This is a genomic window from Kitasatospora sp. NPDC088742, from assembly GCF_055584905.1.
In genome coordinates this window covers 96,879-121,616 of sequence record NZ_JBVJLD010000009.1, presented here as the reverse complement: position 1 = coordinate 121,616, position 24,738 = coordinate 96,879, and the positions used below count along the sequence as shown (strand labels likewise).

Here is a 24,738-nt window from a genome sequence, read left to right as displayed (position 1 = left end):
GCGCGCGTGGAGGGCAGGCCGGTAGATGGCACAACAGCAGCAGACCGGCAGCCGTGCCGGGCTCGGGTACGGGTTCGCGGCGTACGGGATCTGGGGGCTCTTCCCGCTCTACTGGCCGCTGCTGGAGCCGAGCGGCGCGGTCGACATCCTGGCCAACCGGATGACCTGGTCCCTGGTGGCCGTCGCCCTGCTGCTGGCGGTCATGCGCAAGTGGGCGTGGATCCGCCCGCTGCTGGCCGAGCCCCGCCGGCTGGCGCTCTCCGCGCTGGCCGCCCTGGTGGTCTCGGTCAACTGGGGCGTCTACATCTGGGGAGTGAACTCCGGCCACGTGGTGGAGACCAGCCTCGGCTACTTCATCAACCCCCTGGTGACCATCGCCTTCGGCGTCCTGCTGCTGGGCGAACGCCTCCGCCGGGCCCAGTGGGCGGCGGTCGGCATCGGCGTGCTGGCGGTCGCGGTGCTCACCGTCGGGTACGGGCGGCTGCCCTGGATCGCCCTGGTGCTGGCCTTCTCCTTCGGCACCTACGGCCTGTTGAAGAAGAAGATCGGGCTCGGCGGCATCGAGAGCCTGGCGCTGGAGACCGCGGCCATGTTCCCGTTCGCGGTCGGCCTGCTGGTCTGGCTCGGCGTCACCGGCCGGGGCACCTTCGCCACCGGAGGCTGGGGCCACTCCGCCCTGCTGGTGCTCAGCGGCCTGATCACCGCCGTGCCGCTGCTCTGCTTCGGCGCGGCCGCCGTCCGGGTGCCGCTGTCCACCCTCGGGCTGCTCCAGTACCTGGCGCCGGTGCTGCAGTTCCTGCTCGGCGTCACGGTCTTCCACGAGCAGATGCCGCCCGCCCGCTGGGCCGGCTTCGCCCTGGTCTGGGCCGCGCTCGCGCTGCTCACCTTCGACGCGCTGCGGCGGCTGCGGCAGGGCCGTGACGAGCTCCCGGCGCCGCCTCCCGCCGCCGACCGCGAGCCGGAGCGGGACCTGGTCGACCGGTGCGCCGACTGACGCTCCGTCAGCTCCGTCCGCCCGGTGAACAACTCGTTTCGAGATCTCCTCAAGCCACCCGCAACCCTGCTAACGTCCGGGGTGCCCGCAGCCGTTGGCTGCCGGAAGGCACCCCCATGCCGGCCACGGGAGGAGTCGCGATGATCCAGCTCAAGGCACCGCTGGCCCGGCATTTCCGCCGGTCGGCGGCGGCCGACGGGGCCGCCGTGCTGGCCTCCGGCGGCGCCCTGCGGGTGCCCGCCGTGCGCCGCGAGATGGACGCCGCCGAGACCGGCGAACTGCTGCTGAGCGCCGACCGCCCCGGCGGCCCGGTGACCATCCGCTGGCAGCGCCCCGGCCGCCCGCCGGTCACCCTCCAGGCGCCCAGCCGGCTCGACCGGGTGGAGCTCAAGGGCTCGCACCGGGCCCGGCTGCACGGGCTGACCGCCGGGGTCCGGCTGGTCTGCCACGGCTGGTCCCCGCTGTTCCTGGTCTCGCCCGCGCAGCTGCCGGTGCTGGCCTGCGCGGCGGCCAGCTCACGAAGTGACGTCGCGGGCCGTGAAGCGGGCCCAGGCCGCTGAGCCGAAGACCGCCACGTAGAGCGCCTGGAGCCCGAGGTTGTCCAGCACCTCGTCCCAGTACATCGGCTGGCGCAGCAGGTCCCCGAAGCTCAGCCAGTGGTGCGACAGCAGGTACGGCTGGATCACGTGCAGCTGCGGGAAGGCGTCCAGGATCTGCACCGTGATCACCAGGACCACGGTGGTCGCCATCGCGGCGATCCCACTGCCCGTCAGGGTGGAGACGAACAGGCCGACCGCCACCAGCCCGGCCAGCGAGGCCGCCACCACCAGGGCCACCAGCACCGCCCGGAGCAGCGCCTCGCCCGGGCCCACGGTGTCCCCGGAGAGCAGCGTGACGTCGCCCAGCGGGAACAGTGCCGCGCCGGTGGCCAGCGCGGAGGCCGCCACCGTCAGGGTCGCGCCCAGGCAGAACGCCATCCCGGCCAGGAACTTGGCCACCAGCAGCCTGGTCCGCCCGGCCGGGGCGACCAGCAGGTAGCGCAGGGTGCCGGAGGCCGCCTCGCCCGCGATCGCGTCGCCCGCCACCACGCCCACCGTCATCGGCAGGAAGACCGGCAGGGTGACGGCCAGTGAGGTGAAGACCAGGAACATGCCGTTCTGGGTCACCTGGGCGATGAAGGCCGGGCCGCCGCCGCCGTGCCCGTCGTCGGTCTGCCACTTGATCACCACGCCGATCAGCACCGGCAGGGCGGCCAGGATGGCCAGCAGGGTGACCGTCCGGGCCCGCCGGAAGGTCAGCGCCAGCTCGCTGCGCAGCAGCGAGGGCGAGAACACCGCCGCCACCCGTGACGGCGCGTCGGGAAGCAGCTCAGCCCGCGACATCGAAACCCTCTCCGGTCAGCGCCACGAAGGCGTCCTCCAGCGTGCCGCGCTCCACCCCGAAGCCCTGCACCCGCACCCCCGCCGCGACCAGCGCCCCGCAGAGGCCGGGCAGCCCCTCCTCGGCCGGGGCGGCGGCGGTGAGCCGGCCCTCGCCGGCCTGGACGTCGGTGAGCCGATGCTCGGTCAGCACCTCGACGGCCTGCCGCACGTCCGGGGTGCGGACCACCAGGCGGCCGTGCGCCCGGGCGGCCAGCTCGGCCACCGTGCCCTGCACCAGCAGCTGCCCCTTGGACATCACGGCGGCGTGGGTGCAGACCTGCTCGATCTCGTCCAGCAGGTGCGAGGAGAGGAAGACGGTGGAGCCCTCGGCCGCCAACTCCCTTACCAGGGCGCGGATCTCCCGCATGCCCTGCGGGTCCAGGCCGTTGGTCGGCTCGTCCAGCACCAGCAGGTCGCGCGGGCGCAGCAGGGCCGAGGCCAGGCCCAGGCGCTGCTTCATGCCCAGCGAGTACGCCCGGGCCTTCTTCCCGGCGGCGGCCGTCAGGCCGACCCGGTCCAGCGCCTCGGCGACCCGGCGGGTGCGGGTGCGCGGGTCGGTGGTCGGGTCGGCCGCGTCGAAGCGGGCCAGGTTGTCACGGCCCGTCAGGAAGCCGTACAGGGCCGGGCCCTCGATCAGGGCGCCGACCCGGGGGAGCACGGTGGCCACGCCGCGCGGCATCGGCTCGCCGAGCACCACGGCCTCGCCGGAGCTGGGGGCGATCAGGCCCATCAGCATCCGGATGGTGGTGGTCTTGCCGGAGCCGTTCGGCCCCAGGAAGCCGAAGACGCTGCCCCGGGGGACCGTCAGGTCCAGCCCGTCGACGGCCAGTTGGCCGCCCGGGAAGCGCTTGGTCAGCCCCCGGGTGCGGATCACCTCGGCCGGAGCGGCCGGACGGCTCGAAGCCGTCCGGCCGTCCGGCCGCTCCACCAGGTCGGTCACCTACTTGACCCCGGCCGCGCTCTGCAGCACCTGCGGGGTGACGGCGCCGGCGAACACCCGGCCGTCGTCGGTGATCAGCACGTTCACCACCTTGGTGGAGATCAGGCTGCCGCCGCCGACCTGCTTGCCGAGCATCTTGGCGAGCCCGCCCGCCTCGCCGCCGGCCTTGTCACCGCCCTTGTCGCCGGTGGCCCCGGCCGGGAGCTTGGCGCTGAGCACGGTGGTCCAGCCCTCGCCGGTCACCTTGAAGCCCGCGTCCTGCCCGGCCTTCTCGATCGCCTTCGCGTCGGGGGCGTCGGGGGCGTTGTCCAGCCACTTCTCGTGGCCCACGCCCTCGTCCGCCTTACGCTCCGTCACCTTGGCGCCCTTGGGGGCGGTGAAGGCGAAGGCGTCGGCCGACGGGGTGGCGAAGGAGACCTCGCTGAAGCGGGCGTCCAGCACCTTGGTCGAACCGGAGCGGACCTGCACCGCGAGCGGCACGCCGTTCTCGGCCGCGACGGCGATCCGCACCTCGGAGATGGTCGAGCCGCTCTGCTTCGGCTTCACCCGCAGCTCGTAGGCGGACTGCCCGGCCACGGTGGTGGTGCCCTCCACGGTGACCTGGGTGGTGTCCGCGCTCAGCTCCAGGAACTTCTTCGCGGCCTCCTGCGGGGTCACCGGCAGCGGCACCGGCAGCGGCAGCTCGGGGCGGGCCTGCTCGGCGGCCTGAGCGCCCGTCAGGTGCACCGCCTCGTTGCTCCTGCTGTCCCAGGCCCAGAGCTCGGAGCCGTTGTGCACCAGCTCGTAGCCGGACAGGCCGCCGATCAGGCCGAGCCGCTGGCGGTCCGGGCCGTCCACCGCGATCCGCAGGGTGTGCTCGCCGCCCAGCAGTTGGAGCAGCTTCGCCTCGGGCGCGGCCTCCGAGCCCTCCCTCCCGCCCTGGCCGCCGGGGGCGCCGCCGCCGGGCAGCGACCCGCCCAGCAGCTGGGTCGGCAGGCCGAGGTCGGCCTTGAGCTTGAAGGTGCCGGAGAGCGCCCGGGCGTCGGAGCCCAGTGCCTTGGCGACCACCTGCTCCGCCGTGAGCTCGGGCAGCTTGGGCCCGGACTCCCCGGCCATCGCGGGCACCAGGCCGATCCCGGCGGCGGTCAGCGCCACCACACCGGCGGGCACCAGCACCCGGGCGGCCTTGCGTCGCGTGGTCCGTTCCATTGACTTCCTACCCCTCGTCAGGCGTCAGAACTACCGTGCTACCCCTCCATTGGAACCCACGAGGCCCCGGAACGGCATCGCTCCACGGGGCCGGATCCTTCTACGCCCAGGGGTGCACGTGACCCTGAGCACGTCTCAGGGTCGGCTGCCGCCGAAGGGACGAACACCGCGTCCGGCTCTGGGTATCGTCGCCCCATGGACGACGCTACCGACCACCGCCCCACCAGCAGCTCGATGCGCCGCGCACTGCGCCGGGCACGGGACGGGGTGGCGCTGGACGTCACCGAGGCGGCCGTGCTGCTCCAAGCCCGCGGCGAGGACCTGCGCGACCTGTGCGGCAGCGCCGCCCGGGTCCGCGACCAGGGGCTGCTGGCGGCCGGCCGGCCCGGGGTGATCACCTACTCGAAGAAGGTCTTCATCCCGCTCACCCGGCTCTGCCGGGACCGCTGCCACTACTGCACCTTCGTCACCGTGCCCGGCAAGCTCCGCAAGGAGGGCCACGGCCTCTACCTCTCGCCCGACGAGGTGCTGGAGATCGCCCGTCAGGGCGCCGCGCTCGGCTGCAAGGAGGCGCTCTTCACCCTCGGGGACCGCCCCGAGGACCGCTGGCCCGAGGCCCGCGAGTGGCTGGACGCGCACGGCTACGACGACACCCTGGCCTACGTGCGGGCGATGGCGATCCGGGTGCTGGAGGAGACCGGCCTGCTGCCGCACCTCAACCCCGGGGTGCTGTCCTGGACCGACTTCCAGCGGCTCAAGCCCGTCGCCCCGTCCATGGGCATGATGCTGGAGACCACCGCCACCCGGCTCTGGTCCGAGCCCGGCGGCCCGCACCACGGCTCGCCGGACAAGGAACCGGCCGTCCGGCTGCGGGTGTTGGAGGACGCCGGCCGCAGCGCGGTGCCGTTCACCACCGGCGTGCTGATCGGCATCGGCGAGACGTACGAGGAGCGGGCCGACGCGCTGTTCGCGATCCGCCGCACCGCCCGGCGCTACCAGGGCCTCCAGGAAGTCATCGTGCAGAACTTCCGGGCCAAGCCCGACACCGCGATGCGGGCCATGCCCGACGCGGAGCTGGAGGAGCTGGCCGCCTGCATCGCGGTGGCCCGGCTGGTGCTCGGCCCCGGCGCCCGGATCCAGGCGCCGCCGAACCTGGTCGACGATGAGTACCCGCTGATCATCGGCGCGGGCATCGACGACTGGGGCGGCGTCTCGCCCCTGACGCCCGATCACGTCAACCCCGAGCGCCCCTGGCCGCACATCGAGGAGCTGGCCGCCCGGACCGGCGCGGAGGGCTTCGCGCTGCGCGAGCGGCTGACGGTGTATCCGGAGTACCTGCTGCGCGGCGAGCCGTGGATCGACCCGCGCGTCCTGCCGCACGTGCGGGCGCTGGCCGACCCGGAGACCGGCCTGGCCCGCGAGGACGCGCTGCCGGTGGGCCTGCCCTGGCAGGAGCCGGACGAGCCGCTCACCGCGCGCGGCCGCACCGAGCTGCACCGGGAGATCGACGAGGCCGGGCGGACCGGGGACCGGCGCGGGGACTTCGAGGAGGTCTACGGCGACTGGGCCGAACTGCGCGAGCAGGCAGCAGGGTTGGCCGCTCCCGAGCGGCTCCCGGGGGACGTCCGGGCGGCGCTGGCGCAGGCCGCCGACGACCCGGAGAAGCTGACGGACGCCCAGGCGCTGGCGCTCTTCCAGGCGGACGGGGCGGCCCTGGACGCGCTCTGCTCGATCGCCGACGCGGTCCGGCGGGACTCGGTGGGCGACGTGGTCACGTACTGCGTCACCCGGAACATCAACTTCACCAACGTCTGCTACACCGGCTGCCGGTTCTGCGCCTTCGCCCAGCGGCGCACCGACGCCGACGCCTACACGCTGTCCCTGGAGCAGGTCGCCGACCGGGCCGAGCAGGCCTGGGCGGTGGGCGCGACGGAGGTCTGCATGCAGGGCGGCATTCACCCGGACCTGCCCGGCACCGCCTACTTCGACATCGCGCGGGCCGTGAAGGCCCGGGTGCCCGGCATCCACGTGCACGCCTTCTCCCCGATGGAGGTGGTCAACGGCGCGACCAGGACGGGGCTCTCGATCCGGGAGTGGCTGACGGCCGCCAAGGAGGCCGGGCTCGACTCCATCCCGGGGACGGCGGCGGAGATCCTCGACGACGAGGTGCGGTGGGTCCTGACGAAGGGGAAGCTGCCCGCCGCGACCTGGGTCGACGTGGTCAGCACCGCGCACGAGGTGGGGCTCCCCTCCTCCTCCACGATGATGTACGGCCACGTGGACAACCCCACGCACTGGCTGGCCCACCTGCGGCTGCTCGCCGAGATCCAGCAACGGACGGGCGGCTTCACGGAGTTCGTCACCCTGCCGTTCGTCCACACCAACGCCCCGGTGTACCTGGCGGGCATCGCCCGGCCCGGGCCGACCGCGCGGGACAACCGGGCGGTGATGGCGATGGCGCGGCTGCTCCTGCACCCGCACATCCGCAACGTGCAGACCAGCTGGGTCAAGCTCGGGGCGGAGGGGGCGGCGGAGATGCTGCGCTCGGGGGCCAACGACCTGGGCGGCACGCTGATGGAGGAGACCATCTCCCGGATGGCCGGGTCCTCGTACGGGAGTTACATGTCGGTCCGGCAGCTGGAGGCGGTCGCCGAGGCAGCGGGGCGGCCGCACCGCCAGCGCACCACCACGTACGGCGAGGTCCCGGCCGAACGCCGCGCCGCGGCGCTGGCCTCGGACGGGCACCTCCCGGCGCTGCTCCCGGTGATTGGCTAAACCGGGGGCGCGAGGAACTGCGCGGGTTGGAAAGGCAGCACGTGCAACTGGCTGATGGTGGGTCAGTTGCAGCTGAGCCGCCTTCCGATTCGCGCAGCTCGTCGCGCCCCTGGGTCGCTGCCCTACCGAAGCGCTCAGCCCACCAGGAGCCTGTGCTGGAGCTCGCGGGTGTCGATGCCGAGGCCGTTCTTGAGGGAGCGGTCGAAGGGCTGTACGTGGCGGTGACCTCGTCGTAGCCGGAGTTCAGGTACTCGGGGGGCGTCCAGCAGGGGCTTGTGGACGGCCTGGTAGGGCGCGGGGAGCCGCGACAGGATGGCGGCGTTGGCGGCGGCGCGGTAGTCGTTGCCGGCCAAGTAGTCCGCTTGTTGACGAGCTGGTGTTCCGGACCGTGGCGCCTCGTGGTGAGGTATTCGAATACAGTGCGAGGGCGCGCTCCGGGGGGCGGTGCGCGGCGTGTCGAGAAGAGGTGCCGTACCCGTGATGGCCTTGTGGTCCCGTGCCCAGCAGCAGGACTTCCGCAGCCGGGTGCGCGGCTGTCTGCTCGGCGGCGCGATCGGAGACGCGCTGGGGTCGGGGATCGAGGGCGATTCGCTGGAGAAGATCCGGGCCGCCCACGGAGCTGACGGGGTGACGGGTTACGTGGCCGCGTACGGCCGCCCGGGCACCGTCACCGACGACACCCAGCTGACCCTGTTCACGGTGGACGGCCTGATCCGGGCGCACGCCCAGCGGGACGGCGGCAGTTGGCACCCGCCGACCGACGTGCACCGGGCCTACCTGCGCTGGGCCGCGACCCAGCACGACTGGGGCCCGGACGAGCGCAGGGCGGACCTCGGCTGGCTGGGGCGCCAGGAGTGGCTGTACGCGCAGCGTTCGCCGGAGCCGGCCGCGCTGTCCGCGCTCTCGGGCCCGGAGGCCGCCGTGCCGGGCAGCCCGGGCGAGCCGCGCAACCCCGACGCCCGGGGGAGCGGGGCGGTGGTCCGGTCGGCGCCGTTCGGGCTGCTGACGGCCTGGGACCCGACCTTGGTGTTCCAGCTGGCGGTGGAGTGCTCGGTGTTGACGCACGGTCACCCGGCGGCCTACCTGTCGGCGGGCGCCTTCGCGGTGATCGTGCACGCGGCCGCCCGGGGCGGGACGCTGGAGGAGGGGGTGCACCAGGCGCTGGCCACGCTCTCCGACCACCCGGGGCACGAGGAGACGACGGCCGCGCTGCGCCGGGCCCTGGACGCCGTCCGGGCCGGGGAGCCGGGGGCGGAGCGGGTGGAGCAGCTGGGGGAGGGCTGGGCCGCCGAGGAGGCGTTGGCGATCGGGGTGTACTGCGCCCTGGTGGCGCACGACGTGAAGTCCGGCCTGCTGCTCGCGGTCAACCACTCGGGGGACAGCGACTCGACCGGGGCGCTCTGCGGCAGCCTGCTGGGCGTGGTGCACGGGGAGACGGCGCTGCCGCCGGAGCTGGTGGCCGAGGTGGAGGGCCGGGGGACGCTGCTCGAGCTGGCCGACGACTTCGTGCTGGAGCTGCTGCACGGCGGCGAACTGCGCGGCCGGGCCTGGACGGAGCGGTACCCGGTCTGACCGGGCACCGCGTCCGCCAGGGGTGCTGCTGGGGGGGCCTCAGATCCGGCCGAAGACGCCGTCCGCGGTGGCGGTGGCGAAGGCCGCCCAGGCCGCGTTCGAGAAGTGCAGCTGCGGGCCCTCGGGGTCCTTGGAGTCACGGACGGCGATGGTGGAGCCGTTCGGCACGGCGATCTCGACGCAGGCCCCGTTGCCACCGCTGTGGGTGCTCTTGCGCCAGGTGAGACTGCCTTGCGTGGACGTGGTGCTCATCTCTTGAACCCCTCTGCATAGGATCTGATCAGTGTGCGGCTCTCCGCCACGCTGAGCGCTGCGGCCCGCAGGTGGTCGTACAGATTGGTATAGCGGCGGACGTCGGCGTCCTTCTCCAGGTAGAGGTCGGCCGTCACTCCTTCGAAGTAGACGACCGTCGAATCCGCCGACTCCGGGAACTCCATCAGGGAGAATGTCCCGGTCATGCCGGGATGGGCGCCGTGGCGGAACGGGATCACCTGAAGGTTGATGTTCGGGCGCTCGCTCAGTTCGATCAGCTGGTGCAGCTGATCGGCCATCACCATCGGGCTGCCGACCTCGCGGGCCAGCACCGCCTCGTCCACCACGACCCAGAGGCTGCCCAGCGGGTTCTCACCGTTTATCCGGCTCTGCCGCTTCATCCGCACCTCGACCCTGCGCTGCACGGCCCCGGCGTCGGTGTCGGGCTGGGTGCCCTCGACGACGGCCGCGGCGTACTCCCGGGTCTGCAACAGCCCAGGCACGAAGGAGGATTCGTAGGCGCGGATGGAACTCGCCTCGGCCTCGAGGCCGATGTAGACCGAGTACGGGATGTCCCCGAACTCGTGCCACCAACCGCGCTGGCGCGACTCCCTGGCCATCTCCATCAGACCCGCCCGGATCCGCTCGTCGTTGACCTCGTAGACGTCGCAGAGGTCCCGGACGTCGCGCTGGCTGATCGACCGGCGGCCGTTCTCCAGCCGGCTGATCTTCGACTGGGAGACCATCAGGCGGCCGGCCACCTCCTCGGCCGTCATGCCCTTCAGCTCGCGCAGGCGCCGCAGTTCGGCGCCCAGTCGGCGGCGCCGGACCGTCGGATTGATGTTGGCGGACACGTCGACCTCCGGCCGTACCTCTGGTGCGCCTGGATGTGGCGCACCTCGGAAGAGTGTGGAAATTGGTACCAACCCCCCTGACGTGGAGCAGCATGTCATCTCGGCCCGCCCTGGCGTGGGGGAATGACCTCTGTCCACAAGTACAGATCATCGTAAAAACACTCAAACGGGATCACGGCCCTTGCGCCGGGCGCCCGCGTTACGGTAGTGGGAAATCGGGCCCGGAGACGCCAACGGGGCGGGGGGGGGGGGGGGGGGGGGGGGGGGGGGGGCGCCGCCCCCGCGGCGCGGGGGGGGGGGGGGGGGGGGGGCGGGGCGCCCGCCCCGGCGCCCCCCCCCCCCCCGCCGCCCCCCCCCCCCCCCCGCCGGCCGCCCCCCCCCCCCCGCCCCGAGAGCTCGTGCGAGGTGCGCCGCACCCGGCCGGCCGCGCGCTGCGATCAGCGCGCCACCGCCCGGCCCGCCAGGCCCCGGCCGGTGCCGCCCGAGGTCGGGCGGGCCGGAACGGGGTGTCCGGTGACCGCGGGGCGCGACGGTGCCGCACCCCGGGCCTGCCCGGGCAGGCCGTTCTGAACGTCCATCACCGCGTGGGCGACCATGCCGCCCAGCGGGTCGTACCGGATCAGGTCGCGCAGCCGGGACCGCGACGACCTGCCCTCGTTGCCCGGGTAGAGGTGCTTTCCCAGGCCGACGGCGTGTGCCAGCGCGGCCAGCGCGGCCGTCCTGGGGTCCGGTGGGACCCCGGTCCGGATCGCGGTGTCCAGCCGCTGCTTGATGGCGGCGTTGGTGCAGTCGTCCGACGCCTGGTACCGCGTCGTCGGCAGCACGCCGCACACCTGGCCCGGCACGGCGGTCACCATGCCGCACCGCTCCAGGTGCGCCAGGTAGGTCTGCCGGAGCCCCAGCCGGGGCCCGCCGATCCAGTGTGCTGCCCGCACCGGACTGCCACGACGGCGCAGCAGTTCCAGTGCGTGGTCCAAGGTCGGATCACCGGTCGGCCGTGCCATCACCACGGCAATCCGGTCCCCGTCAGGGACGATCCTTCCGGCCAAGGACAGCTCGACGAGCTGTGCCCCGGCGAGTCCGAGGTCGAGGGTCTGCGGCTGCGCCGTGGTGCCCGTGGTCGGGTCCAGGGCGAGCAACAGGAGTTCCTCGGGAATAGTTCGACGGCTCTTGCCCATCCAAGCCTCCCCGCGTGGATGAATGAAGAGTGACGCCTCTCACAGCGGCTTGTCGAGTACGCCTCCGAATTGTGACCTGGCGGTGGGGGCGGGAACCGGGCCCACCGGGCCCCGCGTCTGAGGCTGGGAAAGCCCCCCGACGGGCCGGCCCGAGCGAATAACGGCCGGTCGGGCGGGGTGTGACGGTCGTTACGGTCCCGGTAGCGGAGACTGGAGAGCTAACCGGCGGGCGGAAATCTGCTCCGGCCGGTCCGGCGGACGAGGAGGATGGGTTACGTGGGCGAGTCCCCCGACAAGGTGAGGCGCGACGGGGAAACGGTGGAGGAGGCGGCGGCGGACGCGGCGCCGAACGGCTCCACCGTTCAGCTGAGGGTCCGGGATGTGGACAGCCGGACCACCATGCTGAGACTGCCGGTGGACAACGCGACCACGCACCTCCGGGTGCCGGACGAGTCCGCCGAGCCCGCAGAGCCCGCGGAGCCTGCCGAGCCCGCCGAGCCTGCCGAGGAGACCGCTGCGGCGGAGGAGCCGGAGGCCGTCGCCGAGGTCGTGGCGGAGGAGCCCGAGCCCGCCGCCGCGGCGGAGCCGGAGGAGCCTGCGGAAGAGGCGACGGCAGAGGTGACGGAGGCGGAGACGGAGGCCGAGGCGGAGACGCCCGAGGCCGCTGACGTGCCGGAACCCGCCGCGTCCGTCGAGCCCGCCGCGCCCGTCGCGGAGCCCGAGGCGCCCGTCGTGCCGCCCGTGCGGGCCGAGAAGTTCGAGAAGCCCGCCCCGGCCAAGCCGCCGGTCCAGGCCTGGACCGTCCCCGAGCCGAGCGCTCCTCCGGTCGTCGAGCCGGAGCCCGCGCCGATGCCGGAGACCACCTCCGAGGCGATGGAGGTGCTGGCCGCCCTCTCCGCCCGTCCGGTCTCCCCGTTCCGAAGGGCGGTCAAGCGGATCACCATCTGGACGGTCTTCCTGGCCGTGGTGATCGGCGCCGTGGTGGTGGCCCAGCTGCTGCGCCCGCTGCCGGACCCGAAGACCAAGCTCTCGCTGGCGGGTTCGTACACCTTCTCCGGTGACCAGCTGACGGTGCCGTGGCCGGCCAAGGGCCAGGCCGCCGCCGAGGTGGTCGGGGTCGGAACCCTGGGCAGCTCCGGCCCGGAGACCCCGGCGCCGATCGCCAGCGTCACCAAGGTGATGAACGCCCACCTGATCCTCAAGGCCCACCCGTTGAAGAAGGGCGAGCCGGGCCCGGTCATCACGGTGGACAAGCAGGCCGCGGCCGAGTCCGCCAACACCGACGAGTCCCGCGCCCAGCTGACCGAGGGTCAGAAGCTGACCGAGTACGAGGCGCTCGAGCTCCTGATGCTGCCCTCGGCCAACAACGTGGCCCGCCTGCTGGCCCGCTGGGACTCCGGCTCCGAGGCCGCGTTCGTGGAGAAGATGAACGCCGAGGCCAAGGCGCTCGGCATGACCAACACCACCTACGCCGACCCGGCCGGCTACGACAACAACACCAAGAGCACCGCGAAGGACCAGCTCAAGCTGGCCCGCGAGGTGATGGACGACGACGTGTTCCGCCAGGTGGTCGCCACCCCGGACATGACCTTCAACAACCAGCGGATCTACAACACCAACGGGCTGCTCTCCGCCCGCAACGGTGTGATCGGCGTCAAGACCGGCTCCAGCACCCCGGCCGGCTCCTGCCTGATGTGGGCCGCCACCAAGGAGATCGGCGGCACCAAGCGGCTGATCCTCGGCGTCACCCTGGGCCAGCCCGCGACCGCCACCGACAACCTGCTGAAGGCCGCCCAGACGGCCAGTCAGAAGATCATCACCACCGCGCAGAACGGCCTCACCGGACAGACCCTGGCCAAGCAGGGCGAGGTGGTCGGCAAGGTGGACGACGGCCTCGGCGGCACCGTTCCGGTGGTCGTGGCCAAGGACCTGACGGTGGCCGGCTGGTCGGGTGTGAAGGCCGAGCTGACCATGAAGACCGAGGGCCTCGGCCACACCGCCAAGGCCGGCACCCAGGTCGGCACCATCGCGGCCGGCGAGGGCGAGGACCGGGTCGAGGTACCCGTCACGCTCCAGTCGGACCTGGCCCCGCCGTCCATCATGTCGCGGCTGCTGCGGCTGCTCTGACGGACCGTCCGTTCACCGACGAGCCCGGCCGCCCCAGCGGCCGGGCTCGTCCGGTGTTCCGAGCAGGCGCGCCGCCACCGGCTCCTCGGCGACCACCCGGCCGAGCGAGATGGCCAGGGTGACGGCGGTGAACAGCACGATCAGCCAGCTCAGCGAGGTGAAGACCACGCCGTACGGGCCGAACCGGTCCACGCTCTGCGAGACGGCCCGGGGCAGGTACACCTGGGCGGTCAGGCCCAGACCGAGGACGGCCACCCCGCAGAGCAGCGCCCCGGGCAGCAACGGGTACCAGCGCACCCGGTTGCCCAGCAGCAGGTGCTGGGTCCACCACCAGAGCGCGGTGGCCAGCACCAGGTAGAGCGGCAGCCCCAGCCAGGCCCCCACCCCGAAGCCCTTGCGGACCGGCGACTGGAAGACCAGGAAGGCCAGCCAGACCACCAGCCAGGCCAGCCAGCGCCAGGCGGCCAGCCGAACCCCCGACTTGGGCAGCTCCCAGCAGCGTTCGCAGACCCGCTGCATGGCCCGGCTCAGCGCGGTGGCCGAGAGCAGGGTGACCAGCGCGCCGATCACCCCGAAGCTCTGCGTCACGTCGTCGCTGCCGGCCGACAGCAGCTGCCGCACCTGCTGCTGGGCCTCGCCCTGGATGCCCAGCTGGTCCCTGAGCGAGCCGACCACGCTGTCGCGGACCGAGGCGGGGGCGAAGACCGCCACCACGAAGAGCGCGGGCAGGGCACTGAGGAAGGCTTGGGCGGCCAGCCGGGTGGCGTTGTCCAGCAGGTTGACCCGGATCAGCTGGCCGACCGCCCGCCCGACCATCGGCACCCGGTCCGGCACGCCCTTGGCGGTGGCCGTCAGGGCCGTCAGACGGGCCCGGAGACGGGCCGTCCGGCCCGGCTGCCGCGGGGAGGGCCCCTCGGGGTCGGGGGAGGGCCCCTGGCCCATGGTGGGCGGCGAACCGGTCACCCGTACCTCCCACACTGGCTCGGCCGTCCCCCACCGGCCATCCTCACCCGTGATCGCCCGTGCCGCACCCGGGGCCTGACGTGCCGTCATCCGTGGGTGGCGTGCCCGGGGCGGGCCGGGCGCCCGGGGCGGGCCGGTCGGGCCCGGTGGGGTCAGCCGGTGCCGCCGAGGCGCCGGTGCCGGGCGGCGCGGGCCGCCAGCCGTTCGGCGTCCGGACGGGCCGTCAGTTCGGCGAGCTCCGTGCCGAGGGCGTGGGCGACCCGGTCGGCGAAGCCGGGGGTGTCGGCGCCGTGCTCCGGGAGGATGCGGTCCACCAGGCCCGCCGCGACCAGGTCGGCCGCCCCGATGCCCTGGGCGCGGGCCAGCTCCGGCGCGTGCGCGCCGTCCCGGTGCACGATCGCCGAGGCGCCCTCCGGCGGCAGCGGGGCCAGCCAGCCGTTGGCCGCCGCCAGCACGGTGTCGGCCGGCAGCAGGGCCAGCGCCCCGCCGCCGGCGCCCTGGCCGAGCAGCACCGCCAGCACCGGGGTGCGCAGCGCCACCAGGGTCTCCAGGGTCCGGGCGATCTCCAGGGCCAGGCCGTCCAGTTCGGCCTGGACCGAGAGTTCGGCCCCCGAGGTGTCCACCATCGTCACCAGCGGCAGCCCGAGCTGTTCGGCGAGCCGGGCCGTCCGGCGCACGCTGCGCAGGTCGGCGGCGGTGAACGGCCGCTCGGCGCCAGCCCGTTGCCCCACCACCACGGCCGGCTGCCCGCCGAACCGGGCCAGCGCCCGGACCAGCGCGGAGTCCGGCGCGGCCAGCTCCAGCAGGCCGAGGTCGGCGGCCGCGAGCACGGCCTCGGTGCCCGGGCGGTCCGGGGCCCGGCTGCGGAGCACGGCCTCCCAGGCGTCCACCGCCTCCTCCGGCCGCTCCAGGCCGGGCAGCCCGGCGGGGCCGGGCGGATCGGCGAGCACCGCGAGGGCCCGGGCCACCGTCCGCGCCAGCCGTTCCGGCGGGACCACCACGTCGATCAGGCCGCGCGCCACCAGGGTCTCGGCGCGCTGCACCTGCCCCGGGAGCTCCACCCCGCGCAGCTCCTGGTACACCCGGGGCCCGAGGAAGCCCAGCCGGGCCTCCGGCTCGGCCAGCACCAGGTGGCCCAGGGTGCCCCAGGAGGCGAACACCCCGCCCATGGTGGGATTGCGCAGGTACGTCAGGTAGGGCAGCCCGGCGGCCCGGTGGGCCTGCACGGCGGCGGTGATCCGCACCATGCAGAGGAACGCGGCGGTCCCCTCCTGCATCCGGGTGCCGCCGGAGACCGGCAGCGCCAGCAGCGGCAGCCGCTCCGCCGTGGCCCGCTCCACCGCCCGGGTGATCCGTTCGGCGGTGGCCACCCCGATCGAGCCGCCCAGGAAGCCGAAATCCGACACCACCAGCGCCACCCGGCGCCCCGCCAGCAGGGCCCGGCCGGTCGTCACGGCCTCGTCCAGCCCGGTCCGCTCCCGGGCCGTCAGCAGCGCCGCCCGGTACCCGGGATCCCCCTCCGGCAGCCGCACGGGCTCGTCCCAGCACTCGAAGCTCCCGGCATCCGCCAGCAGCCCGATCATCCGCTCCGCCGTCACACTCTTCCTCCCGGTCCACCGCTGCCCCCTACGCCACCATTCCCGGCGGGGGCGGCGGCATCCTGTGGCGGTGATCACGTACGGTGCGCCCCCGGTGGAGGCGGGCCGGCGGACGGCGGCCGTGGTGACCGCAGTGACTGTGGCGACCGCAGCGGCCGACGGTCCGTCAGCCGGCCTGCGGCGCCGGGCCGAAGGAGCCCGTGCCGGCCAGGCGGACCGCCGTGGCAGCCGCCACCCCCAGTAGCGAGCCGGCCACTACGTCGCCCGGGTAGTGGACCCCGGTGTGGACCCGCGAGTACGCCACGGTGGCCGCCAGCAGGGCCAGCGGGACCGCCGCCGACGGGAGCTCGGCGCCGACCGCCACCGCGAAGGCGAAGGCCGAGGCGGAGTGCCCGGAGGGGAAGGAGGCCGAGCTCGGCATCGGGACGTGCCGGGCCTCGGGCACCAGCGCCCCGGCCCGGTCCGGGCGTTCGCGCCGCACCAGGTTCTTGCCCAGCAGGTTCGCGGTGGCCGAGGCCAGCCCGATCGCCGCCACCCCGAGGACCGCCGCCCGCCGCGCCGAACCGCCGCGCAGCGCCAGCAGCCCGGCCACCGCGAACGACAGCTTCGAATGGTCGGCCGCCGCCGACAGCCGCCGCATCACCCCGTCCAGCGCGGGCGTCGGCGTCGCCGCCACCGCGCCGTACACCGAGCGGTCCAGCGCCGCCAGGTCCAGCACCACCGGTGCCGACAGCGGCCACCACCTACCGGTCGTCGGGCTCCGCATCGACCGTCACCTCCCTTGTCTGCCTGCCATCCTCACGCACCATCAGCTCCGTCCCGCGCACCGGCACCCGTTCGGTCCCGCGCCGGGTCTCCTGCCGGGGCCTGCGTCCCGGTCTCAGGACGCCTTGCCCGACGCGAGCTGCCAGACCCGCCGCCAGTTCCGCAGCGGCGCCACCGGCTCCGCGCCCGGCCGGTCGCGCGGCACCCGCACCCGCAGCGCCCCGGGGCGGACCGTGCACCGCACCGGCGTCGGCAGCGTCAGCGCCTCGCCGTCCACCGCCACCGGGATGGTGTCCGTCCCGGCCTCCGCCCGGACCATCACCTCACGGGACGTCAGCACCGTGAGCCCCTGCGCCTGTTCCCCGCGCAGCGCCAGCTCGACGGCCTGGGCCGCTCCCTCCACCTTCAGGCAGAGCACCCCGAGCCGGCCGGTGTCGAGGCGGGGACGGCTGCCCGCGCCGAGCAGGTCGCCGGTCTCGTACGGGTTGTTGCTCACCAGCAGGGCCTGGGGGTCGGTGAGCCGGGTGCCGTCGGCCTCGGCGGTGAGCCGGGCGCCGATCTTGTTGGCCAGCAGGTCGGGCAGCGCGCCGAGGGCGGTGGCGGTCTTGTTGTCCCGGTAGTCCGGGCTCTGCACGATCTCGGCGTAGGCGCCGAAGGAGACCGTGTTGACGAACGGGCGGTCCGCGACCGTGCCCAGATCGACCGTCAGCTCCACGCCGTCGGTCAGGGCGTCCAGACAGGTGGAGGGGTCGTTGCGGTCAAGGCCGAGGTCCATCGCGAAGTGGTTTCGGGTGCCGGCCGAGATGACCAGGAACGGCAGGTCGTGCTCGGCAGCCACCTCCGCCACCAGCGCCTGCGTCCCGTCCCCGCCCGCGACCCCGAGCAGGTCCGCGCCCTCGGCCACCGCCCGGCGGGCCAGCGCCGACACGTCCTGTCCGTCCAGCAGCAGCACCCGGGCCCCGAGCGACTCCGCCCTCCGCACCAGGTCGAACTTCTCGACCTTCCCGCCGCCGGACTTCGGGTTCATGATCAGGACCGGCTTCAGCGCCCTGGGGGCCGACGGCACCTGCCGCGCCCGGCGGGCCCGCTTGTCCAGCCGCAGCGCCTCCGCCGCGGCCGCCATCCCGCCCGCCCAGAGCGAGACGGTCAGCACCGCCTCCAGCCCCAGCCCGCTCTCCACCAGGAACCCGAGCACCCAGACCGGCGCGGCCACCGCCAGCACCGCTCCGACCACCCGGGTCGCCCCCCGGTGCGCCACCGCCCACCAGGCCCCGGCCGCCGCGACCCCCAGCCCGATCGCCCCGGCCAGCACCACCCCCAGCCCGCGCCAGCCCACCATCAGCACCAGCACCACCACCGCGGCCCCGGCACACCCCACCGCGACCTGGGCCAACCGCCGCACCCGCACCGCACCCTCCACGCCCGTCACCCTCGCCCCCTACACACCGTCAATCCCCGCATCCTGCCCCACCGGACGCCCCCGCGCCGCTCAAGCTCCCACCTCGCCGTGCCGTGCCGTGGCACCCCCGACCCCCGACCCCCGGTCGCTCGCTCCTCAGGAGCCGTGCAGGTTCACCAGGAGACCGTTCCGCCAGAACACCATGGGTTCCTCACCCACCGCCCAGACGGGGAGTCTGTGGGCCACGAAGGCGACGAAGTAGTCCGCGTCCTGCCGGACACGGTGGTCCGCCGGTCCCGAGAGTTCTTCGAGGACGCCTCCTTCGACGGGGTAGCCGCCCTCGTAGACGTCCTCCTCGGCCGGTCGGCCCAGGAGGACCCTCACGTCCTCGCCGCGGACGGTTCGGAGCGGGATCGATTCGATGAGCTCCTCGGTCCGCTTCGAGAAGACCTCCAGCTCCCACATCCACTTCTCCACTTCGCGGGTCGGGCCGCAGCCCCGGACGGCGCTGCTCGCGCTCGGGCGGCCTGCCAGTTCGACGGTGCCTGCGGGAACAGGGGGGATCTGCCAGAGCTCGATCCGCTAGTCTGTCATCGGTCAGACGGTCATCCCATCGTGGGGACGGTCGGGGGTCGCCTCGCAGCGGCCGGCCCGGACGTTCGCACACCGCCTGGCCCGGTGCTTGTCCCGCCACAAGCCCCCGCCTCATTAGCTCAGGGGATAGAGCACGGCTCTCCTAAAGCCGGTGTCGCAGGTTCGAATCCTGCATGGGGCACAGCAGCACACACGACGAAGGTCGGCACCCACGGGTGTCGGCCTTCGTCGTGCTGTATCTGCAGGGGGAGTGTCAGCTCTTCTTCTTGGCTCTGTCCCGTATCCGGTGGTAACGAAGGGTGACCGGCCTCGTTGGTATGGCATGCGTGACGTCAACGAGCTTGTGAGTGTGGTGTTTTCGGGGCTGTCGGCCCTTGTCGTCGAGGGCGTGATGGACGAGGGCGAGGTCATCCGGGTGTCGGCGCGGACCCGGGACGATCCGGTGCCGTGCCCGGTGTGCGGGCAGCCGACGGGGCGGGTACACGGCTTCCATCGGCGGGTGATCGCGGACGTGCCGGTGGACGGACGCCGGGTTGTGGCGGCGGTGCGGGTCCGGCGCCTGGTCTGCCCGGTGCTGGGCTGCCCGCGGCAGACGTTCCGCGAGCAGGTCCCCGGCCTGATCGAACGCTACCAACGGCGCACGCGCCGACTCGCCGACCAACTGGGCTCGGTGGTCAAAGAGTTAGCGGGCCGGGCGGGCGCCCGCCTCTCCCGCGCGCCGGCCTGCGCGATCTCCCGCTCGACCGCCCTGCGCCTGCTCATGCGCCAGGCGGTACCGCCGGTGCGCGTCCCGCGCGTGCTCGGCATCGACGACTTCGCCCTCAAGCGCCGGCACCGCTACGCCACCGTGATCATCGACGCCGAGACCGGCGAGCGGATCGATGTTCTGCCCGACCGCACCGCCCAGACCTTGGTCGTGTGGCTGCGCGAGCACCCCGGCGCGGAGTACGTCTGCCGCGACGGCTCCGGCTCCTACGGTGAGGCGATTCGCCAGACCCTGCCCGAAGCGGTGCAGGTCAGCGACAGATGGCAATTAGTCAAATGCTTGTTGAGATGGCAAATAATCCTGCCTATCAGGCCCTTAGAAGAGTTCCGACTCTGGGTTCGTAGGCAAATAGAGAGTGCGCGTGGGTCAGGGGTTCCCTGGCCTACGCGCCAGCGGAGGGAAATATGATCCTGCGGCTGGTGCTCCCGGCTCAGTTCGGCCCCCTTAGGCTTGGGATGACCATGGAAGAGGCGGAGGAGGCGCAACGTTCCATTGAAGGATTTCAGGGGCCCGCCGAGTCTCTAGTTCCAACTCGCGGTCAGGCTAATTACTCAAGTGGTTTGAGCATCCATGCCCATCCGGGCTTTGATCGCAAAGTAAATGCAATTGAGGTATTCCGCCCATTCCATAGTGACGTTGTGATGTTCGATGGCATTAGCCTATTTGATACTCCAGCGCAATCTGTGATCTCTCATATTCGCAGCTTTGTTGATGTCGTAGAGGAAGAGCGCGGGACTCAGATTATCGCTCCAGAGTTGCTTGTTGCTCTATGGCGTCCTACGGTTTCCGATAGTGAGTCGACTCCGGAAGGGTACTATTTCCAGTCGGTTCTGCTTGCCCGGCCGGGCTATTATGACTAGTTGGGGATCGGCCATGATGATCTCATCGGCTTAGTGCGATTTCAATCCAAGTATTCGGCCAAGTTGGCGTCGCGCTGAATCTGTCATGAGTGCCAGGTTGGCGTGCATTTCCAGGGCTATGCCGCATACAGATGCAGTACACATGAGGGTGAGAAAATGCGAGTGGCGGCGAGAGCTACGAAGAGTGATGTTCGCAGGTCAGATGGCCCATCAGGTGCATCTGTGCAGGTCAGGGGCTTGGCTGGAAAGCTCTCCTAAAGCGACAGTCTGGTCCCGTACGAGCTGAGAATGGAGGCAGTCGGCAACAAGGGCTTCTCTTTGAGCGCTTGGCTGTCGAACCCGGCTGCCGCCGCCCCAGCTGTGCCGTAGGCGGATAGTCGGCAGTGAGAGACGTTGAGGGCGGGATCCACGATCCAGCCCTCACGCGTTCACCCGCAGCAGTGGCCCTGTCCGTGGGAGCCCGGCCACCGGCCCGGAGGCGCCGCGGTTACTGAAAACTGAGCCGATGGGGGTGGCTGGGATCCCGAGGGCACACGAAGACGTACAGGATCCCGTCACGGCTCACGAGGACGGATGCCGCCCCGATCGCCCCCTCCAGCGTCGCCCGGTCCTCCAGCGGGATCCAGCTGCCGCTGTCGCTGTCGCACTCGTAGCTGGCGATGGTCAGGAGGGGCTCCATGGGCTGTCCGCAGTCGCAGTCCATGGGCGCCGGATCCGTCACGTGCCAGGAGGCGAATCCGCCGACTTTCCAGCCCGGGGCGATCGAGAGGTCGCTCCGGTAACCGACCTTCTCCTCGTCGCGCTCGTTCTCGGGCCCCTCCCACTTCTCTATGCGTCGGCGCAGACGGTCGGGAAGCAGATCGATGTACTGGTGCTCCACCACCTGCTCCGGGTGCAGGACACACGGATCGGGCACGTACCCCGGAGCACCGACCACCACCGGCTCCGGCTGGTCGGCCAAGACCGCACTGACATCGGCGGAACGACGCCAGCGCAGGTGCAGCGACACCTGGTAGCCGGTCCCGTGGGCGTCGAAGGGGCACCAGAACACCTGGAGCAGGTCACAGTCGGCGGGACCGCCGAAGAGGTCGGGCACGTCTCTCCGGTACAGCTGTGCGACCGCGAGCAGGGGGATCGGGTCGGTGTTCGCCAGCCACGGGGCGTGCCGCCCGCGCTTCAACGAGGCCAGGACCTCCCGCTCGGCGTCCGCCGGCCCGGGCCTGAGACCCGGCTCCGGGGCACGTCTCCAGGCCTCCGCCCGAATCCGACGCTTGAGCCGGACGTCGCCCACCCGCTCGCCCCAACTTTTCTTGTGCGGGTGCGTGCAGATCGGCCACGGTTCGTCGGCCGGCCAGAGCATCGGCCCACCCACGGAACTGTCCTGCACGCCGGGGGCCCCCGGTCTGGGGTGCAGGCGGGTGGCGGTCCGCCGGTACCGCGCCAGTTCCGGGAAGAGACGCTCCACGTCCACTGGCCGCTCGGGTGTCGTACGGGCCACATCTGTCCTCTCGTCATGCTTTCACGGCCCCAGGGCGTTAGCCCAGGCCTCCTGGCACCGCCCAGCAACTCAGCGGCTGTTGAGACTCCCGACCCGATGGTCCCAGTGATCGTCTAGGGCCCGACTACGTGACGACTAAGGGCTTGCAGATCAACAAGCCGTGGCTTCCCGCACTGCCAGTCGTTGGCGTGGTACGGGGATACGCGACGATCAACTAGCTAGAGCCGGTGTCACAGGTTCGAATCCTGCATGGGGCACAGCAGCAGTTCGGAAGGCCGGTACCCCTGGGGTACCGGCCTTCCGGCATCTGAGGGGGCGTCAGCCCCGTCCGGGGGTCAGCGGCGGTGCTTGCCGTTGCCGGGGCCGGGGTCGGCGGCCGGGGTGGGGTAGGGGATGCGGAGCTTGCGGGCCAGGGGGCCGACCGCCGCGCCGGCGCCGAGGGGGCGGGCAAGGAGGAGGACGGAGGCGAGGATGAGGAGGGAGCCGGTGCCGAGGGAGAGCAGGGCGGCGATGACCTCGTTGGGGATGAGGTCGGAGACCAGGCCGGTCAGCCAGTAGGCGGCGAGGGCGCCGGGGGCGCAGGCGGCAGCCAGGGCGAGGTGGAGGACGACCACCTGGGCGCCGTCCAGGCCGCTGCGGACGGGGGTGCGGCGGCCGGTACCGAGACCGAGACCCGTGCCGAGGACCAGGGTGGCGTCCGGCGGGAGGTCGGCCGCGTAGGCCGGGGCCGCGGGGGCGGCCGGAGCGGCGGCGGTGCCCTCGCGACGGAGGCGGCGGCCGAGGGCGCGGCCGGTGAGGGCCACGCCGAGCAGGACGGCCAGGGTGTGGGCACCGGCCATGCCGACGATGATCCAGCGGCCGGGCAGTGCCAGGTAGGCGAGGCCGGAGAGGGCGACGTTGCCGCCGGAGATCGCTGTGGTGAGCCAGAACGGGGTGCGGGCGTCGCTCATCGCGTAGAAGCCGCGGGCCAGCGCGTACTGGGCGCAGAAGGCCGGGAGACCGATCGCGAAAGCCATCAGCACCTGGGCGATCACCTCGACGTCCTCGGCCTGGACGTTGCCGTTGCCGTAGGCGAGGCGGGCGATCGGGGTGGCCAGCGCGAGGAAGACCGCGGCGGCCGGCACGATCATCCCGGCGGAGCTGCGCAGGGTCTGGGACAGCTCGCGGCCGACCTCGGCGAAGCGCCCGGCCGTCACCGAACGGGACATGTTCGGCAGGATCGCGGTGACCAGGGAGACCGTGATGATGCCCTGCGGGACCACGAAGAGCAGGTAGGCGTTGTTGTAGGCGGTGTAACCGAGGCCGATGCCTTCGAAGCCGTCGCCTTCGGCCTTGGAGAGGGCGCTGGTGGCCAGGTTGGTGATGCCCAGGAAGCAGAGCTGGGTGACCACGACGAGCATCAGGGCCCAGCCGGCAGCTTTCAGTGGACCGGTGAGGCCCGAGCCGCGCCAGTCGAAGCGGGGTCGGTAGCGGAAGCCGGAGGCACGCAGCGAAGGCCACAGGGCCAGAGCCTGTACCAGGATGCCGAAGGCGCTGCCGAGTCCGAGCAGCATGGCCGCTCCGCTCGAGACCTGGTTGGCGGTCTTCGCGTAGTCGAACAGCACCATGTAGAGGCTGAAGACGGCGATCACCACGACGTTGTTCAGTACCGGCGCCCACATCATCGCGCCGAACCGGTCGCGGGAGTTGAGCACCTGGCCGAGCAGTCCGAACAGGCCGTAGAACAGGATCGCCGGGAGGCAGTACCGGGCCAGCGCCAGGGTCAGCTCGCGCTGGGCTGTCTCCTGGGGGCCGTAGTTGGTGTAGGCATCGACGATCATCGGTGCGCAGAAGAAGGCCACAGCGGTGATCCCGAGCAGTGCGACCCCACAGACCGTCAGCAGCCGGTTGGTGTACGCCACACCCTTGTCGGCGTGCTGCTGAGCGGCCCGGACAAGCTCGGGAACGAAGACCGAGTTGAGCACGCCGCCGATCAGCATGATGAAGATGGTGTTCGGCAGCATCGTGGCCACCGCGTAGCCGTCACCGACCTTGGCGACACCGATCGCGGCGGCGATCACGGCCGCGCGGACGAAGCCGAGCGCGCGGGAGCTGAGCGAGCCGAGCGCCATGATCATGCCGTTGCGGGCGGTCCGGCCGGCCTTGGCGGCCTCCGACTCGGGCTGCGACTCGGGTGCCGGCTCGGCGCCGACGGGGGCCTGGGACTGCGGCGGCGCGGCGGCATCGGTGGCCGGGACGACGGTCAGCTGCATGGTGGCGTCCGGCAGGCCGCCCCCGGCGAGCGGGACCACCGGGGCGACGGCCGGGACGGTCGGCGGCATCGGCGGGACGGGCGGCATCTGCTGCGCCTGCTGCCCGCCCTGGTACGGCGGGCGCGGCGAAGGCACCTGGGGGCCGAGCTGCATCGTCGGGTGGCTGGGGGCCGGCTGGCTCAGCTGCATGGTGGGGTGGCTGGGGGCGGGCTGGCCGAGCTGCACGGTCGGGTGGGGGGCCGGCCGGCCGGTGAAGTCAGGGGTGCCCGGGAGGCCCGGCTGCACGGGGGCGCCGTAGGCGTCGGGAGCACCGTAAACGTCGGGAGCACCGTGCGCGGCCGTGGGCGCGGCGGCGGGCTCGTCGCGGAAGAAGCCTTCGGGGAACCGGTCGTCGGGCGCCGGGACGATGGGGACGTGGCTGCCGGGGACGTGGCCGCCGGAGTGGTGGGCGTCCGGGACGTGGTGCGGCGGCGTCGCGGGCGGTTCTCCGTACGGGTTGGCCGGTTCGTCCGTCCTGTGCCTGGTCATCCGACCCCCGTCACTCGGTGCCTGGGCAGCGGAAGTGCGGCGACTGCCCGGCCCGGCCGGGGGTAGGTACACCCGGCCGGAGAAGTCTGCCGCACCGTGGCACCGACTGGGGAGCCCCGTGCCGTGTGCTGGAAATCTCTCCCGCCGGAGCCGTCGGCATGCCGACGAGGTGTGACCTGTCGTGAAAATGGCGGTTCAGGGCGATTTTTCCGCT

General features: G+C 72.8%; 20 protein-coding genes, 1 tRNA gene and 1 pseudogene. 8 read left to right on the top strand and 14 right to left on the bottom strand.

What is annotated here, in order from left to right; all coding sequences use genetic code 11:
* The first annotated feature begins 25 nt into the window (after positions 1 to 25).
* Both rarD and ACZ6ZR_RS10725 read left to right on the top strand, forming a co-directional pair.
* A complete protein-coding gene (gene rarD / locus ACZ6ZR_RS10730) occupies positions 26 to 994 on the top strand; it encodes an EamA family transporter RarD (protein ID WP_465641490.1) in 969 nt (322 codons plus the stop codon).
* A gap of 140 nt (positions 995 to 1,134) precedes the next feature.
* Positions 1,135 to 1,554 (top strand): hypothetical protein, encoded by a 420-nt coding sequence (locus ACZ6ZR_RS10725; RefSeq protein ID WP_465641488.1) that lies wholly within the window; start codon positions 1,135 to 1,137, stop codon positions 1,552 to 1,554.
* On the opposite strand, the gene ACZ6ZR_RS10720 is transcribed toward ACZ6ZR_RS10725, so the two are convergent.
* From ACZ6ZR_RS10720 to ACZ6ZR_RS10710, 3 genes are read right to left on the bottom strand one after another with little or no spacing between them, the layout of a single operon-like run.
* Positions 1,510 to 2,376 carry an ABC transporter permease gene (locus tag ACZ6ZR_RS10720; protein WP_465641487.1) on the bottom strand — a complete coding sequence of 289 codons (867 nt, stop codon included), beginning with the start codon at positions 2,374 to 2,376 and terminating at the stop codon, positions 1,510 to 1,512. The genes ACZ6ZR_RS10725 and ACZ6ZR_RS10720 overlap by 45 nt on opposite strands.
* Positions 2,363 to 3,346 carry an ABC transporter ATP-binding protein gene (locus tag ACZ6ZR_RS10715; RefSeq protein WP_465641584.1) on the bottom strand — a complete coding sequence of 328 codons (984 nt, stop codon included), beginning with the start codon at positions 3,344 to 3,346 and terminating at the stop codon, positions 2,363 to 2,365. Before ACZ6ZR_RS10715 ends, ACZ6ZR_RS10720 begins: the two co-directional genes overlap by 14 nt.
* A gap of 9 nt (positions 3,347 to 3,355) precedes the next feature.
* Positions 3,356 to 4,543, bottom strand: coding sequence for a LolA family protein (locus ACZ6ZR_RS10710; RefSeq protein ID WP_465641485.1), 1,188 nt, complete (start codon positions 4,541 to 4,543; stop codon positions 3,356 to 3,358).
* A 195-nt stretch (positions 4,544 to 4,738) separates the two neighbouring features.
* On the opposite strand from ACZ6ZR_RS10710, the gene ACZ6ZR_RS10705 reads away from it, so the two are divergent.
* A complete protein-coding gene (locus ACZ6ZR_RS10705; RefSeq protein ID WP_465641484.1) occupies positions 4,739 to 7,318 on the top strand; it encodes a bifunctional FO biosynthesis protein CofGH in 2,580 nt (859 codons plus the stop codon).
* Between the two features lie 134 nt (positions 7,319 to 7,452).
* On the opposite strand, the gene ACZ6ZR_RS10700 is transcribed toward ACZ6ZR_RS10705, so the two are convergent.
* On the bottom strand, positions 7,453 to 7,671 hold the full coding sequence (locus tag ACZ6ZR_RS10700; protein WP_465641483.1) for a hypothetical protein: 219 nt from the start codon (positions 7,669 to 7,671) through the stop codon (positions 7,453 to 7,455).
* A 127-nt stretch (positions 7,672 to 7,798) separates the two neighbouring features.
* Here ACZ6ZR_RS10700 and ACZ6ZR_RS10695 point away from each other — a divergent pair, with 127 nt between their 5' ends.
* Complete coding sequence (locus tag ACZ6ZR_RS10695) at positions 7,799 to 8,890, top strand: ADP-ribosylglycohydrolase family protein (protein WP_465641481.1); 1,092 nt, start codon at positions 7,799 to 7,801, stop codon at positions 8,888 to 8,890.
* Between the two features lie 39 nt (positions 8,891 to 8,929).
* On the opposite strand, the gene ACZ6ZR_RS10690 is transcribed toward ACZ6ZR_RS10695, so the two are convergent.
* The 3 genes from ACZ6ZR_RS10690 to ACZ6ZR_RS10680 all read right to left on the bottom strand — a co-directional run bounded on the left by ACZ6ZR_RS10690 (position 8,930) and on the right by ACZ6ZR_RS10680 (position 11,174).
* Positions 8,930 to 9,142, bottom strand: a complete 213-nt coding sequence (locus ACZ6ZR_RS10690) for a DUF397 domain-containing protein (RefSeq protein ID WP_465641480.1) — start codon at positions 9,140 to 9,142, stop codon at positions 8,930 to 8,932.
* Positions 9,139 to 9,996, bottom strand: coding sequence for a helix-turn-helix domain-containing protein (locus ACZ6ZR_RS10685; protein ID WP_465641478.1), 858 nt, complete (start codon positions 9,994 to 9,996; stop codon positions 9,139 to 9,141). Before ACZ6ZR_RS10685 ends, ACZ6ZR_RS10690 begins: the two co-directional genes overlap by 4 nt.
* A 437-nt stretch (positions 9,997 to 10,433) precedes the next feature.
* Positions 10,434 to 11,174 (bottom strand): GOLPH3/VPS74 family protein, encoded by a 741-nt coding sequence (locus ACZ6ZR_RS10680; protein WP_465641476.1) that lies wholly within the window; start codon positions 11,172 to 11,174, stop codon positions 10,434 to 10,436.
* 276 nt (positions 11,175 to 11,450) lie between these two features.
* On the opposite strand from ACZ6ZR_RS10680, the gene ACZ6ZR_RS10675 reads away from it, so the two are divergent.
* Complete coding sequence (locus ACZ6ZR_RS10675; protein ID WP_465641475.1) at positions 11,451 to 13,301, top strand: D-alanyl-D-alanine carboxypeptidase; 1,851 nt, start codon at positions 11,451 to 11,453, stop codon at positions 13,299 to 13,301.
* A gap of 12 nt (positions 13,302 to 13,313) precedes the next feature.
* On the opposite strand, the gene ACZ6ZR_RS10670 is transcribed toward ACZ6ZR_RS10675, so the two are convergent.
* The 5 genes from ACZ6ZR_RS10670 to ACZ6ZR_RS10650 form a co-directional block, all read right to left on the bottom strand.
* Entirely contained in the window at positions 13,314 to 14,264 is a 951-nt protein-coding gene (locus ACZ6ZR_RS10670; protein WP_465641473.1) for a YhjD/YihY/BrkB family envelope integrity protein, read from the bottom strand.
* 152 nt (positions 14,265 to 14,416) lie between these two features.
* Positions 14,417 to 15,862: a carboxyl transferase domain-containing protein gene (locus tag ACZ6ZR_RS10665; RefSeq protein ID WP_465641471.1), complete on the bottom strand. Its 1,446-nt coding sequence runs from the start codon at positions 15,860 to 15,862 to the stop codon at positions 14,417 to 14,419.
* A gap of 166 nt (positions 15,863 to 16,028) precedes the next feature.
* The gene (locus ACZ6ZR_RS10660; protein WP_465641469.1) at positions 16,029 to 16,628 is read right to left on the bottom strand and encodes a phosphatase PAP2 family protein; all 600 of its coding nucleotides are present in this window, start codon (positions 16,626 to 16,628) and stop codon (positions 16,029 to 16,031) included.
* A 114-nt stretch (positions 16,629 to 16,742) separates the two neighbouring features.
* Positions 16,743 to 18,056, bottom strand: coding sequence for a diacylglycerol/lipid kinase family protein (locus ACZ6ZR_RS10655; protein ID WP_465641467.1), 1,314 nt, complete (start codon positions 18,054 to 18,056; stop codon positions 16,743 to 16,745).
* 126 nt (positions 18,057 to 18,182) lie between these two features.
* Positions 18,183 to 18,491, bottom strand: coding sequence for a DUF7683 domain-containing protein (locus tag ACZ6ZR_RS10650; RefSeq protein WP_465641465.1), 309 nt, complete (start codon positions 18,489 to 18,491; stop codon positions 18,183 to 18,185).
* A gap of 237 nt (positions 18,492 to 18,728) precedes the next feature.
* Here ACZ6ZR_RS10650 and ACZ6ZR_RS10645 point away from each other — a divergent pair.
* The 3 genes and pseudogenes from ACZ6ZR_RS10645 to ACZ6ZR_RS10635 all read left to right on the top strand — a co-directional run bounded on the left by ACZ6ZR_RS10645 (position 18,729) and on the right by ACZ6ZR_RS10635 (position 20,246).
* Positions 18,729 to 18,801, top strand: a tRNA-Arg gene (locus ACZ6ZR_RS10645).
* A 141-nt stretch (positions 18,802 to 18,942) separates the two neighbouring features.
* Positions 18,943 to 19,662, top strand: a pseudogene (locus ACZ6ZR_RS10640) (ISL3 family transposase); the annotation flags it as partial.
* Between the two features lie 128 nt (positions 19,663 to 19,790).
* Entirely contained in the window at positions 19,791 to 20,246 is a 456-nt protein-coding gene (locus ACZ6ZR_RS10635; protein ID WP_465641596.1) for a hypothetical protein, read from the top strand.
* A 487-nt stretch (positions 20,247 to 20,733) separates the two neighbouring features.
* Here the strand turns inward: ACZ6ZR_RS10635 and ACZ6ZR_RS10630 are convergent, their stop codons facing one another.
* Together ACZ6ZR_RS10630 and murJ are read right to left on the bottom strand one after the other, a co-directional pair.
* Positions 20,734 to 21,618: a hypothetical protein gene (locus ACZ6ZR_RS10630; RefSeq protein ID WP_465641464.1), complete on the bottom strand. Its 885-nt coding sequence runs from the start codon at positions 21,616 to 21,618 to the stop codon at positions 20,734 to 20,736.
* A 461-nt stretch (positions 21,619 to 22,079) separates the two neighbouring features.
* On the bottom strand, positions 22,080 to 24,524 hold the full coding sequence (gene murJ / locus ACZ6ZR_RS10625) for a murein biosynthesis integral membrane protein MurJ (protein ID WP_465641463.1): 2,445 nt from the start codon (positions 24,522 to 24,524) through the stop codon (positions 22,080 to 22,082).
* Positions 24,525 to 24,738: the final 214 nt, after the last annotated feature.

Excerpts from the sequence above, each read along its gene's own strand:
- ACZ6ZR_RS10660 (WP_465641469.1), bottom strand. The coding sequence starts at position 16,628 with ATGCGGAGCCCGACGACCGGTAGGTGGTGGCCGCTGTCGGCACCGGTG.
- ACZ6ZR_RS10725 (WP_465641488.1), top strand. The coding sequence starts at position 1,135 with ATGATCCAGCTCAAGGCACCGCTGGCCCGGCATTTCCGCCGGTCGGCG.
- murJ (WP_465641463.1), bottom strand. The coding sequence starts at position 24,524 with ATGACCAGGCACAGGACGGACGAACCGGCCAACCCGTACGGAGAACCG.
- ACZ6ZR_RS10690 (WP_465641480.1), bottom strand. The coding sequence starts at position 9,142 with ATGAGCACCACGTCCACGCAAGGCAGTCTCACCTGGCGCAAGAGCACC.
- rarD (WP_465641490.1), top strand. The coding sequence starts at position 26 with ATGGCACAACAGCAGCAGACCGGCAGCCGTGCCGGGCTCGGGTACGGG.
- ACZ6ZR_RS10710 (WP_465641485.1), bottom strand. The coding sequence starts at position 4,543 with ATGGAACGGACCACGCGACGCAAGGCCGCCCGGGTGCTGGTGCCCGCC.
- ACZ6ZR_RS10705 (WP_465641484.1), top strand. The coding sequence starts at position 4,739 with ATGGACGACGCTACCGACCACCGCCCCACCAGCAGCTCGATGCGCCGC.
- ACZ6ZR_RS10635 (WP_465641596.1), top strand. The coding sequence starts at position 19,791 with ATGATCCTGCGGCTGGTGCTCCCGGCTCAGTTCGGCCCCCTTAGGCTT.
- ACZ6ZR_RS10680 (WP_465641476.1), bottom strand. The coding sequence starts at position 11,174 with ATGGGCAAGAGCCGTCGAACTATTCCCGAGGAACTCCTGTTGCTCGCC.
- ACZ6ZR_RS10720 (WP_465641487.1), bottom strand. The coding sequence starts at position 2,376 with ATGTCGCGGGCTGAGCTGCTTCCCGACGCGCCGTCACGGGTGGCGGCG.
- ACZ6ZR_RS10650 (WP_465641465.1), bottom strand. The coding sequence starts at position 18,491 with ATGTGGGAGCTGGAGGTCTTCTCGAAGCGGACCGAGGAGCTCATCGAA.
- ACZ6ZR_RS10695 (WP_465641481.1), top strand. The coding sequence starts at position 7,799 with ATGGCCTTGTGGTCCCGTGCCCAGCAGCAGGACTTCCGCAGCCGGGTG.